Source organism: Vibrio sp. 1CM23M (genome assembly GCF_023161755.1).
Lineage (GTDB): Bacteria > Pseudomonadota > Gammaproteobacteria > Enterobacterales > Vibrionaceae > Vibrio > Vibrio coralliirubri.
The window spans coordinates 1,082,633-1,097,202 of the sequence record NZ_JALNTR010000001.1 but is presented as its reverse complement, the minus strand read 5'-3'; the positions used below and the strand labels follow the sequence as shown (position 1 = coordinate 1,097,202).

Sequence of the window (14,570 nt, the reverse complement as noted above, 5' to 3'; positions counted from 1 at the left end):
TGGCGCTGCTTATTTAAGCAAGCAACTGCTTTTCCATTGGGATGCAGTCGAGGCTAATACCTCTAGGGGAGTGGTAAGTGGAAAATTCATCACCGATAAAACCACACGAACGATAAAACGTAGCGGCATTCAGGGTCGATTCTAACTTCATTAATGGCAAGTTGTGTTGAATCGCGAGCTCCTCTAAGAACTGCAACATCTGCTTCGCTGCGCCTTTTCCTGCAAAGTCAGGGTCCACAAAAATAGCATCAACCATACCGGTTTCAATGTTGATCTTACCGCTGCCAATCACTTGACCATCAACTTCTGAAACGTGGAAGGTTTCAACTACATCACTGATGAATCCATCAGACATTCCACCCTGCGTCCATATTGACAGCTGTTCTTCTGAGTAATAAGCCGAGCACTTCTCGACAATGGCACGGCTTCGAATATCGAAAATATCCTGAGCATCAGACTCAACTGCTTTTCTAATTGTAATCATAAGCCTACCTCAAGGAATCAATGGAAAATGTAAAGCCAGTCTGTGTCACTAACCCAATCTATCACAAGACGATTTGCTATTTCACCGCCAGCACATGCTCGATAAAGTCAGACTTCTTTTCACGGTACTCTTCTTGCGGCCAACCTTCACAAGACATTTTGAGGGTGTTGTATTGTTGAACTAATGCCGGATTCGCACGTAGCTTGTCACGAAACCTTAGAAAGCATTCGAACTCAGAACCATTGGCAACTACTTGCAAGGCCACGTCATGTCCTGATGTAGACTCCAACATGCACAGTTCCGGCGTTCTTAAGGTATCGAGTTTCTCATTGAAGCCGAGTGTTGTGATTCTCCCTATAACATCCTCAAGTTCGCCAAGCTCAACTCCAACGAAGATATCTAGATCGCCCTTAGACACGGCAAAAGGAATAGAAGAGGCGCCTACGTGCTCAACTCTCGCATTAGGGATTAGCGTTTTGATGTCACGTTCGTATCGGACAAACAGCTCGTTGCAAGCCGCTTGGTATTGTTCCGCGGGGTAAAATTTCATATATCCTTACTCGAATCACAAACTATTGAACACACCAATTGCTAACAGAAGCAACACGATGCTAATAGCTCCGATATAAGAGATTCTGGTTCGCTCTTTTTCAGTTGGAATCAATGGGGGGAAGCGCCCTAATGTGAATACTTTACAGACTATCCAGCCAGCTCCGTAACCAATGAACTCAATCAATATCGACTGAAACAGATACCTAAAGAATGAGCTCAATGCCCTAAAATACGCGACTATTAAGTCTTCCACTTTTTGTCCTAACCAAAGTCAATTTAGACTAAAAGTGCCATGGGTAGAGATTCATATCAAGTGTCTTATACAGGACTGTATATGTAAAAAACACTAATACGCGCGACGACTATAAATCCATTCCATATTGACTTAAGCAAACCTTAAAAGCATCGCGCTCACCAGTCGTATTTATCAATGCCGCTGCACTACTTTCCCACAACTCCACGTGACCGTTAGTTAGAACATCTGTACTAACAAGTAGCATTCTTCCACCAGCATAAGTTTCTACACGATAGCCATCTTTGCGAACCTGTTGCCTAGTATCTATATCAGTCAACATTGAATGTGACCGAAGGAAACCATCGTACACGCAGTTAGCAAACTCCAACACCGCACCTTTAGGAACCGTCCCACTCATCAACGATTCAAATTCTCCAGTGTCTAACCGTGTTGGTGCCGATGAACAACCGACCACGGAACTTAAAACTACAAAGGCCGTTATTAACTTCTTCATATAGTTACTCGTAAGTACACAATTTATACCTGACGAACTTTAATTTCATATGCACACTTAGTCACTAGCTAAATGATAATTCTGCATTTCCTTTGTTCAAAAACAAAAAGCCCCGGTTATAGGAACCGGGGAAACAGGGTGGGATGAGTTTGGCGCGTGCCCGTAAACCAAACTCTCCCCAAGCCTTACCTAAGACTCATGCTCTTAGGTGAAGGATTCACATCATTATTGAAGCGTAGCGCCTTGCTCTACCCAAGTGCCGATGAGTGCGCGTTCTTCGTCGGTCATTTGAGTCATGTTGCCGAGCGGCATCACCTTGGTTGTTACGGTTTGGGCAACAATCCTTGGGACGTTGGCTTTAATCTCTTCTGGGGTATCAAACATCACACCACCTGGCGCAGCAGCAAAAGCAGCGTGGCTCGGGGTTGATGAGTGACACACAGAACAGCGCTCTTGAATGACTTTGTTGATGGTTTCAAAGCTGACGCCTGCGCTAGCAGTTTGCATTGCGTGGTCTGCAGGTGCAGCTTGAGAACTAGTCGTTGAAGCGGTGTCGTTTGCAGCAAGTTCTTCTGTCGCTGATTCAGTTGCGCTGACTTGCACTTCTTGAACGGCTGGTGCTTGCACAACCGGAGTCATCTGTTTTTTCGCGTAAGGTGAGGTCACAAACGCAAGCGTGATCATACCCAATGCTGCTACTGGTATTGTCCATGCAAACTTCTGACTACCATGACGGGTGTTGAAGTAGTGACGCACCAAGATACTGAAGATCGCTAAACCAGCAAGGATCAACCAGTTGTATTCCGAGCCGTAAGTGCTTGGGAAGTGGTTACTGATCATGATGAACAACACTGGCAATGTCATGTAGTTGTTGTGACGAGAACGCAGTAGGCCTTTCGCTGGCAGTGCCGGATCCGGTTCACGCTTCTCTTCAATCGCTTTCACCAAGTTGCGTTGTGCAGGCATGATAACCCGGAATACGTTACCCACCATGATGGTACCAATAATGGCACCCACGTGGATATAAGCACCACGACCACTGAACACTTGAGTTAGGCCATATGTCGCAGCAACAAGCAACACAAACAGCACTACGCCAAGCAGTACGGGGGTTTTACCTAATGGTGAGTCACACAATAGGTCATAGATAAACCAACCAGCAACGAATGAACCAATACCAATCGCGATTGCCGTTGTTGAATCAAGGCCAGAGCCCGGTGCAATCAGGTAGATTTCAGCGTTAAGGTAGTAAACCACACCCAATAGACACACACCGGTGATCCACGTGAAGTAGGCTTCCCATTTGAACCAGTGCAGGTGCTCTGGCATTTCTGGTGGCGCAAGTTTGTACTTCTCTAGGTGATAAATACCACCGCCGTGAATCGCCCATAAGTCGCCTGAAAGGCCCGTTTTAGGGTTAACTCGGTTAAGGTTGTTCTCTAACCAAACAAAGTAAAATGATGCGCCTATCCACGCAACACCAACAATCATGTGAGCCCAGCGTATTGCTAAATTCAACCATTCTGTAATATGCGGATCCATAATAAACTCCTGTATCACAACGCTTTAGCTAAGCGTTGCTCTTCCTTATTGTCGTCCGTTGGCAAGTCGTCCAAATGCAATGCCACGCGATCGCTGTCGAAATAAACTTCGTCACAGTTGTGCCCTTCGCCGCCTCTATCGACGATCAAGAACTGGTCTTGATCGGTAAGCGCAAGAACTGGGTGATGCCACACCCCTTTGTGATAGTTCACTCCTTGACGGCCATTGCTCAAGAAAGCTCGGCTATTGGCTAATGTTGGATCGTCGCCTTTTGGCGCAACAACAATTAAATAGGGTTGACCAAGTAATGGAATGAATGCCTGAGAGCCAAGTGGATGACGCTCTAACATTTTGATGGTCAGTGGGTAGCTCAACGGTGTGGCTTGGAAGATGCTGATGATCGCTTCTCCGTCTTGGTCTTGCACATCCGTTATCGCTAGCTTGTGGTAGCGACGTGTTGATCCACTGTTGATCATGAAGAAATCACTATTATCGGACTCGATAACATCGCCAAACTCGGCAAAAGCCTGCTTGGTTAACGGTTCGATGGATAAACGACGTATTCCATTACTCATACTCATTTCCTTACCTATTTCGCTTTCGTACCAAACAGACGCAAACGGCTGATACCACCATCTGGGAATATGTTTGCACGTACGTGGGTAATCGCACCAAGGTCGTTTACCTCAGAAATGAATTCGTGAATTTCGTGTGCTTGCAGCTTTTGTGCAGGTAACAATTCACGCCAGAATAGGCTTTGTGTTTCTACTTGGTCGTCGGTACCACCTTTCACGTAAGCCGCTTGAATTGAGCAGCTATCAGGGTAGTTACCTTTGAAGTGAGCTGTGTCCACTACGATACGTTCGATGTTACCTGGGTGGCCTAGTGCCACGATAACCCAGTCGTTACCCGGTGTACGACGACGTGCTGTTTCCCAGCCATCACCCATGTTTTCACCGCGGCCAGGGCCTAAGATGTTGGCTTTGTTGCCGTAGTGCTCGTCGCTACATGCGAGTGCTCGGCCACCGTGTTCAACGGCTGCTAGGTCGACTTGTTGCTGAGAATCTATTGCGTCCCAATCCACACTTGGTCGACCATAAACACGTAAGCGTGCGACACCGCCATCTGGGTAGATGTTCAAACGTAGATGCGTAAATACTTGGTCACTTTCGATGGCTTCAAGATGATGATGATCACCTTGTAGTGCCATTGAAGGCAGAATTTCTTGCCACTCTGTTGAGTCAGTTGGCTCACCTTGTGGTGAATAACACGCGTCAATTGATGCCGAAGGTGGGAAATTACCTGTGAAGAATGAGGTATCAATATCAACGCCAGCAATGGTGCCAGCTAGGCCGAGGCGAACGACACAGTAGTCGTAACCTTCACCACGTTTACGTCTGCTTTCCCAACCGTCCATCCACTTGCCGTTATCGTCGTATAAGTCGTCTTTCCACTCTGGCGCTGCGTGGCTGAGAAGACGGCTTTTATCTGCGAAAAAATCGTCGGTTGCGAAGGTAGCTTCTGCGCCGAGTTTTTCGTCTGCAAGATTTATGTATTGTTCAAATGTTTGGGTCATGTCCGTGTAATCCTATCCAATTAATCAAGTAATAATAAAATGAGAACTCAGTGGCTTATTCGCTTATAAAGCATACTCTTAGCGCACTAAGACTGGGCTGAGATAGCTGTTAACTCCGTTAACTTACATATCCCAGAGACGAAACATCGCGATCTTGTTGATCTCTTGAATCGCCGTAGCAAACTCAGTTTCACTATCATTTCCTAATCGCATCTCGAACGACTCAAGAATTTGGTAACGATTGGCTCCCTTCACCGCCATGATAAAAGGGAAATTGAAGCGACTTTTGTAGCTGTTGTTGTAAGAAGTGAATTTTTCAAATTCTTCGGCGTTGCACTGGTCGATGCCCGCCCCCGCTTGTTCTTTGGTCGACGACTCTGTGAGTTCGCCGTTTACTGCTGCTCGACCGGCTAAATCCGGGTGAGCATTGATCAAAGCCAACTGTTTGCCTTGGTCTGCACTTAACAAAGTCGATGCCATTTTCAGATGAAGATTCTCGATATGGTCGTCTTCGGCATTCAAACCTTGGTCATACACTACTTCTGCAACCCACGGGCTGTGCTCGTAAACATCAGCGAAGTGAGCGACAAAGGTATCGCGGTCCATAGTTGTTGGTTGGCATGATCGAAATTCAGTCACGTTAAGCCTCCTTGCTTCACTGCTAATTCTGTTGTTGATGAACGTTGTTCGGTTGATATGGATGATGTTGGTGCCAGTGGTTGGCGATATCGATTCGACGACATAACCACACGCTGTCGTGTTCTTTGACGTAATCTAAGAAGCGTCTTAATGCAGCAATACGACCGGGGCGACCAATCAGACGACAATGCAACCCAACCGACATCATTTTCGGTGCGGTTTCGCCTTCCATATAAAGGGTGTCAAACGTGTCTTTCAGATATTGGAAGAACTGCTCACCCGAGTTAAAGCCTTGCGCTGTTGAAAAACGCATGTCGTTTACATCGAGTGTGTAAGGGATCACCAATTGCGGATGACCAGTCTCGGTGTGCCAATAAGGCAGGTCATCATCATAGGCATCGGAGTCGTAAAGAAAGCCGCCTTCTTCTGCCACTAAGCGACGAGTGTTCGGCCCAGTTCGACCCGTGTACCAACCTTGTGGGCGTTGACCCGTCACTTGTTGGATGATCTCAATCGCTTTGGTCATGTGGTCGCGCTCTTCAGACTCATCAATGTATTGATAGTCTATCCAGCGATAACCGTGACTACAGATTTCGTGGCCCGCTTCGACCATGGCTTTGGCAACATCTGGGTGACGCTCAATCGCCATTGCGACCGCAAAGACGGTCAGTGGGATTTCATATTCATCGAACAAGCGAAGAACACGCCATACACCCGCACGGCTACCATATTCATAGATGGATTCCATGCTCATGTGACGTTCGCCTTTGATCGGCTGTGCTGACGGGATCTCTGAAAGAAAAGCTTCAGACTCGTCGTCTCCATGTAACAAACAACGCTCACCGCCCTCTTCATAGTTCAATACAAAAGAAACCGCGACGCGCGCATTACCTGGCCATTGAGGGTTTGGAGGGTTAGCTCCGTAACCGATCAAATTTCTTGAATAATCCTTATTCATCCAAGTACTCCTAACATAAGTGGTTGGCTTAGCCGCTCTTTCATTGGTTCATCAAAATGAATCAATGAATGGATTTTCCAAAAACTGAGCAACCTTACCCCTGTACATTTATTGTATACAATTATTTATCTCAATGTAAAGATTTTGTTATTCAAGTTAATTTTCCTTATTCAAGCCATTTAAAAACAACACCTTAACAATACAATCCTCGACCAAAAACCAATAACCCACATCTAAAAAGCCAGAAAAAACGACTAAATAGTTAACATTTTTCCAACAATTCGCTTTACTAATTGTATACAGTTCGTACATAGTTAGTGATAACAAAGTGACCAGTTGCATTCTTTGCAGGGTCGAATTACACAGATAAACCACGGAACAGAGGAGCGCCAAAAGCGCTATTAAAGGACTATGGGAAGACTAACAACACACGTATTAGACACTACTCACGGCTTACCGGGTGCAGAGATCAAGGTCGAGCTTTATAAGGTCAACGAAGGCTCAACAGAAAAACTGGCTACGGTACTCACTAACTCCGATGGCCGAACCGATGCGCCGATTCTGGCAGGAAATGATTTCCGACCGGGGAAATACCAATTGGTGTTTTATGTCGCCGATTACTACAGAAGCAAAGGCGTGGAGCTGGATGGCGTGCCCTTCCTAGATGATGTGGTTATTCGCTTTGGTCTAGATGACCCAGACGCGCACTACCACGTTCCTCTTCTCGTCTCGCCTTACAGTTTCTCAACCTATCGGGGCAGTTAGTTCCGTGACCTAGAACTTCGAACTAGGCTCAACCGACAAATATTAAACAGATTGGTGCGTGCATCTAAAATGATGCGCGCTCACTAAACACGCTCATATAAAAATACTAACAACGTTATTAGTTAGAAGTTGTTGACTAAACAACAGATAACTAAAGAAATAACGGCTAGGAAAAAACCTTAAAACTTAATATTGAAATCTCGCTGTATTCAATAAATGGATCACAACATAAAAGGACTTGCTGACATGAGTGAGAGTAAAACAGAAATACTCAACCAAGATGCGAACAACGGAATTTTAGAGAAGTTTTTTAAAATTAAGGCCCACGGAAGTAGCGTAAAAAATGAGTTAGTCGGTGGTGTCACCACCTTCGCAACCATGGCTTACATCATCTTCGTTAACCCACAAATCATGGCCGCTTCAGGCATGGATTCAGGCGCGGTATTCGTCGCGACCTGTATTGGTGCTGCGATTGGTTGTTTGTTAATGGGGCTATTTGCGAACTGGCCTGTCGGACTTGCGCCGGGCATGGGCTTGAACGCCTTCTTCTCGTTCACAGTAGTAAGCGAAATGGGCTACAGCTGGGAAGTCGCGTTAGGTGCGGTGTTTATCTCCGGTATCTTGTTCGTCGGGATGAGCTTCTACAAAGTCCGCCAATGGATCATTGAAAGTATCCCAGTGAGTCTGCGTTACTCCATGACCGCGGGTGTTGGTTTGTTCTTAGGTCTGATTGGCTTAAAAACAGCAGGTATCGTCGTCGAAAACCCTGCAACTTTGGTATCACTAGGTGACTTCACTAAACCAGAAGCGCTACTGGCTGCTATCGCGTTCTTAATCATCGCGGTTCTCAGTGAGCGTAAAGTCTTTGGTGCGGTGTTAATCGGTATTTTGAGTGTAACGCTTGTCGGTATGATGCTTGGCTTAGTGCATTACAACGGCTTCTTCGCAGCGCCACCAAGTTTAGCGCCTACATTCTTAAAAATGGACATTATGGGTGCGCTAGATGTTTCGATGATCAGCGTTATCTTGGCTTTCCTTTTTGTAAACATGTTCGATACCGCGGGTACTTTGATGGGCGTGGCTGAGCGTGCAAACCTAACCAACCCAGAAACGGGTAAGATCGAAGGCCTGAGTAAAGCGCTGAAAGCTGACAGTATCTCAAGCGTGGCAGGTGCGTGTGTGGGTTGTCCGCCAGTAACCAGTTACGTAGAAAGTGCAGCGGGCGTTGCAGCAGGCGCACGAACTGGCCTATCGGCAATTGTGGTTGGTGTGTTGTTCTTAGCAGCGATTTTCCTATCGCCATTAGCAGGTATGATCCCCGCTTACGCAACGTCTGGTGCTCTTATTTACGTGGCATTCGTGATGATGAGCAGCATGCAGCACGTTGATTGGAAAGACTTCACCAACGGTGCACCTGCTGCCATTACCGCGTTAATGATGCCACTGACGTTCTCTATCGCGAATGGTATCGCACTGGGTTTCATTACCTACACAGTGCTGAAACTGGCGACAGGTAAAACAAAAGACGTATCAATTTCGATGTACTTCCTAGCGGCTATCTTCATCGCCAAGCTCGTGTTCATCGGCTAATCACCAAACGTAACTATCGCTTGGCCTGTTCGCAGGCCGAGCTATCAAGAAACAGGTTACAACAACATTTTTAAGAAAAAGCTAATTGTGCTAATCAGCGGAACGCACAAGCAATCCGTTCCTTTAGTGCACCTTTTTTATGACCCTACGCAGTTTGTAGAAGTCATTATTTGACCGCCAATCGCCTGTAAACGTAAACGCAGGCAGAGGAATATCAAATGAAACTTCTGTACACCCTAAATGAAAGACCGCCTCATGGGCTAACCCTCCTACTCGCACTGCAACACATGCTCGCCTCGATTGGTGGCATCGTCGCTGTTCCCCTTATTGTCGGCGCTTCTATCGGCTTGCCTAATACAGAGATCGTCTCACTGATCAATGCTGCGCTATTGGCGTCAGGTATTGTGACCGTCGCTCAATGTCTCGGTTTTGGCCCTGTTGGCATTCGACTGCCTGTGGTGATGGGTTCGAGCTTTGCCTTTTTAGGTGTCGCTATCTCGATTGGTAACGAAGGTGGCGTCGCCGCCATTATGGGCTCAGCGCTTATCGGCTCATTCGTGGTAATTGGTGCCAGCTTCTACATGGACAAGGTTCGAAAGCTGTTCCCGACCGTGGTAAGTGGTGTGGTGGTTACCTTAATCGGTTTAACCATTTTACCGGTTGCCATGAACTGGGTCGGAGACTCCCCTGCCAACACGGAACAATTCGCCACACTACCTAAACTGTTTCTAGCCCTTGTATCGTTAGGCATCGTAGTCGGCGTATCGGTTTACTGTAAAGGCGCGGTTGCTGCTTCAGCTATCGTGATTGGTTTAGCGGGCGGTTACATTGTGGCGCTATCGCTTGGCATGGTCGATCTCGAGCAAATCAGTTCTGCCGCTTGGGTTGGTGGCCCAGAACCTTTCAAATACGGCTTCACCTTTTCTGCGAGTGCCATCATCAGTATGAGCTTGGTGTACATCGTGGTTATCGCTGAAGCAACGGGTGACTTCATGGCACTCGGTAACAACTGCCAAACCCAAGTATCCGGTAAAGATTTAAAACGTGGTCTTCTAGGCGATGGCCTTGGCAGTACCTTATCTTCAGTTTTAACGGCAATGCCACTGGCATCATTCAGTCAAAACGTCGGTATTGTGGGTATCACAGGTGTAGCGAGTCGTTATGTAGTGGCTGCAACTGGTGGTTTGTTGATTTTAGGTGGTTTATTCCCGAAATTAGCTGCCATTGCCGTCACAATACCTAAGCCTGTTCTAGGTGGTGTGGGCTTTGTGATGTTCGGTATGATTGCTTACGCGGGTATCCGCATGTTGATCAAGGCCGCAGACACCAAGCGAAATGCCTTGGTAATCTGTGTCGGTTTAGCGTCAGGTTTAGCTGTAACTTTCGAACCACGATTGTTGCAACACTTGCCACATGATTTGGCGAATTTTCTTCACTCAGGCATCACTACCGGTACTATTATGACGGTATTACTGAACCTTATTCTGCCGAAATCTTCACGAGCAGAAGAGCAAGAAGCGTTAGCCGAGAGCCAAGCGCAAGTTGAGTTAGAAATGAAAGAACAAGCTGAAGAAGCGCTTCAAGCAGACGAGCAATTAGAGATTCAACAAGCAAGCACAGAAGCAGACGTTCAAGCGGCATCAGATACCCCTGAGCCCAAAGCGAACTAACTGGTTCACTGACTAACGTAAAACCGATTTCCGTAGGATCAGGGCTGATTAGAGCATTGAACGTTTTAACGCCCTGATTCGAATTTATCTTTTAACTACAAATACCAAATAAAGACCCTCTTCCCTGAAAAGGCTGAGATGGCTAAGGACTACTATGAATGGAAACCATCTGGATTAAGAATCCTCTCGCAATCTACACTGGCTCACTTGCTGATGCAGAAGGCGGAATTGTCATTAAAGGCAATACAATCATTGAGCTGGTTGGTAGACACAAAGAACCGACCTTACCCGTAGATTACAGCGTCGACGCCTCTCGTCATGTTGTGACTCCTGGGCTTATCAATGCGCACCACCACTTCTATCAAACCCTAACGCGTGCCTACCCTGGCGCACTCAATAAAGAACTCTTCCATTGGCTACAAAGCCTCTATCCAGTTTGGGCCAACCTCGATTCGGAGATGATGAGCCTTGCCACAGAGTTGGCGCTGGTCGAGTTAATGATGTCGGGTTGTACCACTGCGTCAGACCATCATTACTTGCTGCCAAACGGACTAGAACACGCCATCGATTTACAAGTCGAGGCCGCAGAGAAACTGGGTGTAAGGGCGATATTCACTCGCGGTTCTATGAGCCTAGGGGAAGATGACGGTGGGTTACCGCCACGACACACCATTCAAACCGAACAAACCATCATTGATGACAGCCAACGCTTGATTCGTGATTACCACCAGCGTGATGAAGGCGCGATGATTCAAATCGCACTCGCGCCTTGTTCACCGTTCTCAGTCACCACCGACCTCATGAAAGAGACCGCCAAGATCAGTGAGCGTCAAAACGTGATGATGCACACTCACCTATGTGAAACGCTCGATGAAGAAGACTTCTGTATCAAGAAGTTTGGCCTGCGCCCTGTCGATTATCTAGAAGATGTGGGCTGGCTCAACGAACGCACTTGGCTTGCACACGGCATTCACTTCAATCCAGAAGAGATCAAACGATTGGGCAAAGCAGGCATTGGCATCAGCCACTGCCCTACTTCCAACATGATGTTGGCTTCTGGTATTTGTAAGAACAACGATCTTGAAGCCGCTGGCGTAAAAGTCGGTCTTGGCGTGGATGGTTCAGCCTCGAATGACGGCTCAAATATGATTGCCGAAGTACGCATGGCGATGTATCTACAACGCCTGCAATATGGCTCGGCCAACGTTTCACACTTCGATGCACTGCGTTGGGCTACATCAGGCTCTGCTGCAGCAATGGGCAGAACGGATATCGGTACGCTAGAAGTTGGCAAACAAGCTGACATCGCGATGTTCAAGCTCGACGATATTCGATTCTCTGGTAGCCACGACCCACTGGCTGCATTGCTACTCTGCGGTGCGCAACAAGCGGATAAAGTGATGGTAGCCGGCAAATGGCGAGTTAACGATGGTGCTGTGATTGGCGTAGACATGGAGCAACTGATGCACCGCCACCACGCTGCGGCGATGAAGCTCGGTAAGTTGGCGATGAATAACTAGAGTTTCGATATTTTGGATTCACCGGAAAGCAAAAGGCCGACGTGATGTCGGCCTTTCTTGCTTATTCATTCTATTCGATTTTTAGAATCCGCTTGACGTCCTAATCTATCAAGCTCTTAGACTTAATCGCTTTCTTAGAAAGCTCTTTAGCGAACTCAGTGATGTCTGCTTCGAACTCATCGACGCTTTGGCGGATGTCATCCAGTTGAACTGTCTGCATCACTCGGTTTTCCATTACGATTTGGCCGTTAACAATCGTGGTGTCGATATTGCTTGGGTTCGCTTGGTAAACCAAAGTCGCGTATGGGTCGTAATTAGGCATCATGTTCGCCGATTGTGTCTCTACAATCACGATATCCGCCTTCTTACCCACTTCAAGAGAACCAATTTGATCTTCCATGTGTAGGGCTTTTGCACCACCTAAGGTTGCCATTTCAATAACCTGTTCAGGGATCATAATGGTGCGGTCTGAATGCTTTAAGCGCTGCATATTAGCTGCGTAACTTAGGGTGCGCATGATATCGACTTGGTTTGAGCTCATTGGGCCGTCTGTTCCCAAGCCAATACGCATGTCAGCACGGTACATCTCCCACGCAGGTGCAATGCCTGTCGCTCCTTTGGCGTTCGCCATTGGGTTGTATGAGATACCTGCATCTGCTTGTTTCAATAGCTTTTGGTCATTCTCTGAAAGGTGGATACCGTGAGCAATCACAACACGCTCATCAAGTACGCCGATTTCATCCATGTATTCAACTGGCGATGTCGCTTTGGTTTCGTCTTTGATGCGCTTTTCTTCATTCGGGAATTCAGCAACGTGAATCAACACAGGCACATCGTATTGAGCAGACAGTTTATTGATTTCTTGCAGCTTATCTTTGCTAACTGTGTACACCGCATGTGGTGCATAAGCAGGTGTGATTAACTCATCGTTTTTGTATTGTTCGATAAAACCCTTCGCATAATCAATTCCACCGTAAGGTTCTTTGGCATCGACCACCGGGAACTTAATCACGGTTTCGCCGAGCACGGCGCGTAAGCCGACTTCTTTGGTCGCCTTGGCCATTTCATCCATGTGGTAATACATATCGGCATAAGTGGTTACACCGCTTTGTGCTAATTCGATAGAGCCAAGCTTAGTTGCGTTGTAAATCAGTTCACGGCTTAGCTTTTCGGCTTCTAGAGGGAAGAAGTAAGCGAACAAGCGGTTCGAAATACCCTCTTCCCCTAAGCCACGAAACGCAATCATAGGTAAATGGTTGTGCGCGTTCACCATGCCTGGCATAACGACTCCGTCTTGAGCATCAATCACCTTTTCAGCGCGATATTGAGTGATCAAATCCTCGTTACCAACTGCGATAATCTGGTCGTTTTTCACTACCACAACACCATCTTCAATCACATCCATTTCTGAATTGATGGTGAGAACCTGTCCGTTGGTGATGATCAGATCTGCGTTGTATGTTTGCGTCGCGACTGTTGAACCGCAACCTGCAAGCAGAACTGCGCTGATGGTGCATGCCAAGCTTTTAAGCGTCATTGCTAAACCTTAATGTTGTGCGTGTAATATTGTTAGCGGCTTCATCTATAAGTTTCCAGCTTTTCGCTTTTCGCTTTTCGCTTTTCGCTTTTCGCTTTTCGCTTTTCAGAAGAGTAAGTGCCGCCAATTTTCGCGATACTATAACCTGTCATTTAAATAAAATGGCATACCTAATCGAACCGAATTCAAGATAAATGAGTTATTGCACAACGGGTCACAAAAAGTGGCTTTACGCTTGTCGTCGCTCATGTGCAAAAACGAAAAAGGCCTGCAATCGCAGACCTAAATAAACGTTCAAACAACGTTAGCCTTTCACACCACACCCTTTAATCACCAGCTGAGTGATAAACTCAGCGGCATCAGCATAGTCTTTATCATCGAGCTGTTCTTTCTGCATCACGCTGCAAATCTGCCAGCCAAAATCGGCGTAGGTTTGAGTGGCCGCCCAAATGGTGAACATCAGGTGGTGTGCAGGAACATCGTCCATTAAGCCTTGCGCCGACCATGTCGAGAACTTATCAAGAATCATCTGGGATTGCGTATACAGCTCGTCACCAATCTCTTTTGGTAGCACTTTCGCACCCGACATCACTTCATTGGCAAATACCTTAGAAGCATGTGGATGGTCGCGAGAAATGATCAGCTTGGTTTGAATATATTGAGACAAGGCTTCAACAGGGTCGCTGAGCTCTTCAATCGGACGAGATGCTTCTAGCAAGGGCTGAGTGACGGTTTCAAGCACAGCGTTGTAGAGCTTATCTTTTGAGCTGAAGTAATAGAATACGTTGGGTTTGGGAATGTCGGCCGCTTTCGCGATATCGGCCATTTTTGTTGCGGCATAACCATGAGTGGCGAATTGTTCACACGCGACTTCGATGATTAAATCTTGATTCTTTTGTCTGATCCTAGACATATTGCATCCTTTACAGCTCGTTACTGAAATCATAGTAATCAACGTGCTTCATTAGTCCAGAAGATAATTTCAGAA

General features: G+C 46.7%; 15 protein-coding genes. 4 read left to right on the top strand and 11 right to left on the bottom strand.

The window, feature by feature from the left end; all coding sequences use genetic code 11:
* Nucleotides 1-13: 13 nt before the first annotated feature.
* The 9 genes from MSG35_RS04660 to puuE form a co-directional block, all read right to left on the bottom strand.
* Nucleotides 14-484 carry a GNAT family N-acetyltransferase gene (locus MSG35_RS04660; RefSeq protein WP_248383059.1) on the bottom strand — a complete coding sequence of 157 codons (471 nt, stop codon included), beginning with the start codon at nt 482-484 and terminating at the stop codon, nt 14-16.
* Nucleotides 485-560: 76 nt separating this feature from the next.
* Nucleotides 561-1,034 (bottom strand): GrpB family protein, encoded by a 474-nt coding sequence (locus MSG35_RS04655; RefSeq protein ID WP_248383057.1) that lies wholly within the window; start codon nt 1,032-1,034, stop codon nt 561-563.
* Nucleotides 1,035-1,049: 15 nt separating this feature from the next.
* On the bottom strand, nt 1,050-1,289 hold the full coding sequence (locus MSG35_RS04650) for a hypothetical protein (RefSeq protein ID WP_017086627.1): 240 nt from the start codon (nt 1,287-1,289) through the stop codon (nt 1,050-1,052).
* A 109-nt stretch (nt 1,290-1,398) separates the two neighbouring features.
* Nucleotides 1,399-1,785 carry a hypothetical protein gene (locus MSG35_RS04645; RefSeq protein WP_248383056.1) on the bottom strand — a complete coding sequence of 129 codons (387 nt, stop codon included), beginning with the start codon at nt 1,783-1,785 and terminating at the stop codon, nt 1,399-1,401.
* 225 nt (nt 1,786-2,010) lie between these two features.
* Nucleotides 2,011-3,327: a urate hydroxylase PuuD gene (locus tag MSG35_RS04640; RefSeq protein ID WP_081229023.1), complete on the bottom strand. Its 1,317-nt coding sequence runs from the start codon at nt 3,325-3,327 to the stop codon at nt 2,011-2,013.
* A 14-nt stretch (nt 3,328-3,341) separates the two neighbouring features.
* The gene (locus MSG35_RS04635; RefSeq protein WP_248383054.1) at nt 3,342-3,902 is read right to left on the bottom strand and encodes an ureidoglycolate lyase; all 561 of its coding nucleotides are present in this window, start codon (nt 3,900-3,902) and stop codon (nt 3,342-3,344) included.
* A gap of 14 nt (nt 3,903-3,916) precedes the next feature.
* Nucleotides 3,917-4,903: an allantoicase gene (gene alc, locus MSG35_RS04630; RefSeq protein WP_050052786.1), complete on the bottom strand. Its 987-nt coding sequence runs from the start codon at nt 4,901-4,903 to the stop codon at nt 3,917-3,919.
* A 123-nt stretch (nt 4,904-5,026) separates the two neighbouring features.
* Nucleotides 5,027-5,542 (bottom strand): 2-oxo-4-hydroxy-4-carboxy-5-ureidoimidazoline decarboxylase, encoded by a 516-nt coding sequence (uraD, locus tag MSG35_RS04625; RefSeq protein ID WP_017067791.1) that lies wholly within the window; start codon nt 5,540-5,542, stop codon nt 5,027-5,029.
* Between the two features lie 22 nt (nt 5,543-5,564).
* The gene (gene puuE, locus MSG35_RS04620; protein WP_248383052.1) at nt 5,565-6,500 is read right to left on the bottom strand and encodes an allantoinase PuuE; all 936 of its coding nucleotides are present in this window, start codon (nt 6,498-6,500) and stop codon (nt 5,565-5,567) included.
* A 411-nt stretch (nt 6,501-6,911) separates the two neighbouring features.
* On the opposite strand from puuE, the gene uraH reads away from it, so the two are divergent.
* The 4 genes from uraH (at nt 6,912) to MSG35_RS04600 (ending at nt 12,045) form a co-directional block, all read left to right on the top strand.
* Nucleotides 6,912-7,265 (top strand): hydroxyisourate hydrolase, encoded by a 354-nt coding sequence (uraH, locus tag MSG35_RS04615; RefSeq protein WP_048611819.1) that lies wholly within the window; start codon nt 6,912-6,914, stop codon nt 7,263-7,265.
* A 246-nt stretch (nt 7,266-7,511) separates the two neighbouring features.
* On the top strand, nt 7,512-8,855 hold the full coding sequence (locus MSG35_RS04610; protein ID WP_048611821.1) for an NCS2 family permease: 1,344 nt from the start codon (nt 7,512-7,514) through the stop codon (nt 8,853-8,855).
* 218 nt (nt 8,856-9,073) lie between these two features.
* Nucleotides 9,074-10,525, top strand: a complete 1,452-nt coding sequence (locus tag MSG35_RS04605; protein WP_248383051.1) for a nucleobase:cation symporter-2 family protein — start codon at nt 9,074-9,076, stop codon at nt 10,523-10,525.
* 158 nt (nt 10,526-10,683) lie between these two features.
* Entirely contained in the window at nt 10,684-12,045 is a 1,362-nt protein-coding gene (locus MSG35_RS04600) for an 8-oxoguanine deaminase (RefSeq protein ID WP_248383049.1), read from the top strand.
* 100 nt (nt 12,046-12,145) lie between these two features.
* On the opposite strand, the gene MSG35_RS04595 is transcribed toward MSG35_RS04600, so the two are convergent.
* Both MSG35_RS04595 and MSG35_RS04590 read right to left on the bottom strand, forming a co-directional pair.
* The gene (locus tag MSG35_RS04595) at nt 12,146-13,582 is read right to left on the bottom strand and encodes an amidohydrolase (protein WP_248383047.1); all 1,437 of its coding nucleotides are present in this window, start codon (nt 13,580-13,582) and stop codon (nt 12,146-12,148) included.
* Between the two features lie 304 nt (nt 13,583-13,886).
* Nucleotides 13,887-14,495, bottom strand: coding sequence for a TetR/AcrR family transcriptional regulator (locus MSG35_RS04590; RefSeq protein ID WP_248383045.1), 609 nt, complete (start codon nt 14,493-14,495; stop codon nt 13,887-13,889).
* Nucleotides 14,496-14,570: the final 75 nt, after the last annotated feature.

What these genes read in the sequence shown, in the direction of transcription:
- MSG35_RS04660 (WP_248383059.1), bottom strand. Translation starts at nt 484, where the DNA reads ATGATTACAATTAGAAAAGCAGTTGAGTCTGATGCTCAGGATATTTTC.
- MSG35_RS04655 (WP_248383057.1), bottom strand. Translation starts at nt 1,034, where the DNA reads ATGAAATTTTACCCCGCGGAACAATACCAAGCGGCTTGCAACGAGCTG.
- MSG35_RS04645 (WP_248383056.1), bottom strand. Translation starts at nt 1,785, where the DNA reads ATGAAGAAGTTAATAACGGCCTTTGTAGTTTTAAGTTCCGTGGTCGGT.
- MSG35_RS04640 (WP_081229023.1), bottom strand. Translation starts at nt 3,327, where the DNA reads ATGGATCCGCATATTACAGAATGGTTGAATTTAGCAATACGCTGGGCT.
- MSG35_RS04635 (WP_248383054.1), bottom strand. Translation starts at nt 3,902, where the DNA reads ATGAGTAATGGAATACGTCGTTTATCCATCGAACCGTTAACCAAGCAG.
- alc (WP_050052786.1), bottom strand. Translation starts at nt 4,903, where the DNA reads ATGACCCAAACATTTGAACAATACATAAATCTTGCAGACGAAAAACTC.
- puuE (WP_248383052.1), bottom strand. Translation starts at nt 6,500, where the DNA reads ATGAATAAGGATTATTCAAGAAATTTGATCGGTTACGGAGCTAACCCT.
- uraH (WP_048611819.1), top strand. Translation starts at nt 6,912, where the DNA reads ATGGGAAGACTAACAACACACGTATTAGACACTACTCACGGCTTACCG.
- MSG35_RS04610 (WP_048611821.1), top strand. Translation starts at nt 7,512, where the DNA reads ATGAGTGAGAGTAAAACAGAAATACTCAACCAAGATGCGAACAACGGA.
- MSG35_RS04605 (WP_248383051.1), top strand. Translation starts at nt 9,074, where the DNA reads ATGAAACTTCTGTACACCCTAAATGAAAGACCGCCTCATGGGCTAACC.
- MSG35_RS04600 (WP_248383049.1), top strand. Translation starts at nt 10,684, where the DNA reads ATGGAAACCATCTGGATTAAGAATCCTCTCGCAATCTACACTGGCTCA.
- MSG35_RS04595 (WP_248383047.1), bottom strand. Translation starts at nt 13,582, where the DNA reads ATGACGCTTAAAAGCTTGGCATGCACCATCAGCGCAGTTCTGCTTGCA.
- MSG35_RS04590 (WP_248383045.1), bottom strand. Translation starts at nt 14,495, where the DNA reads ATGTCTAGGATCAGACAAAAGAATCAAGATTTAATCATCGAAGTCGCG.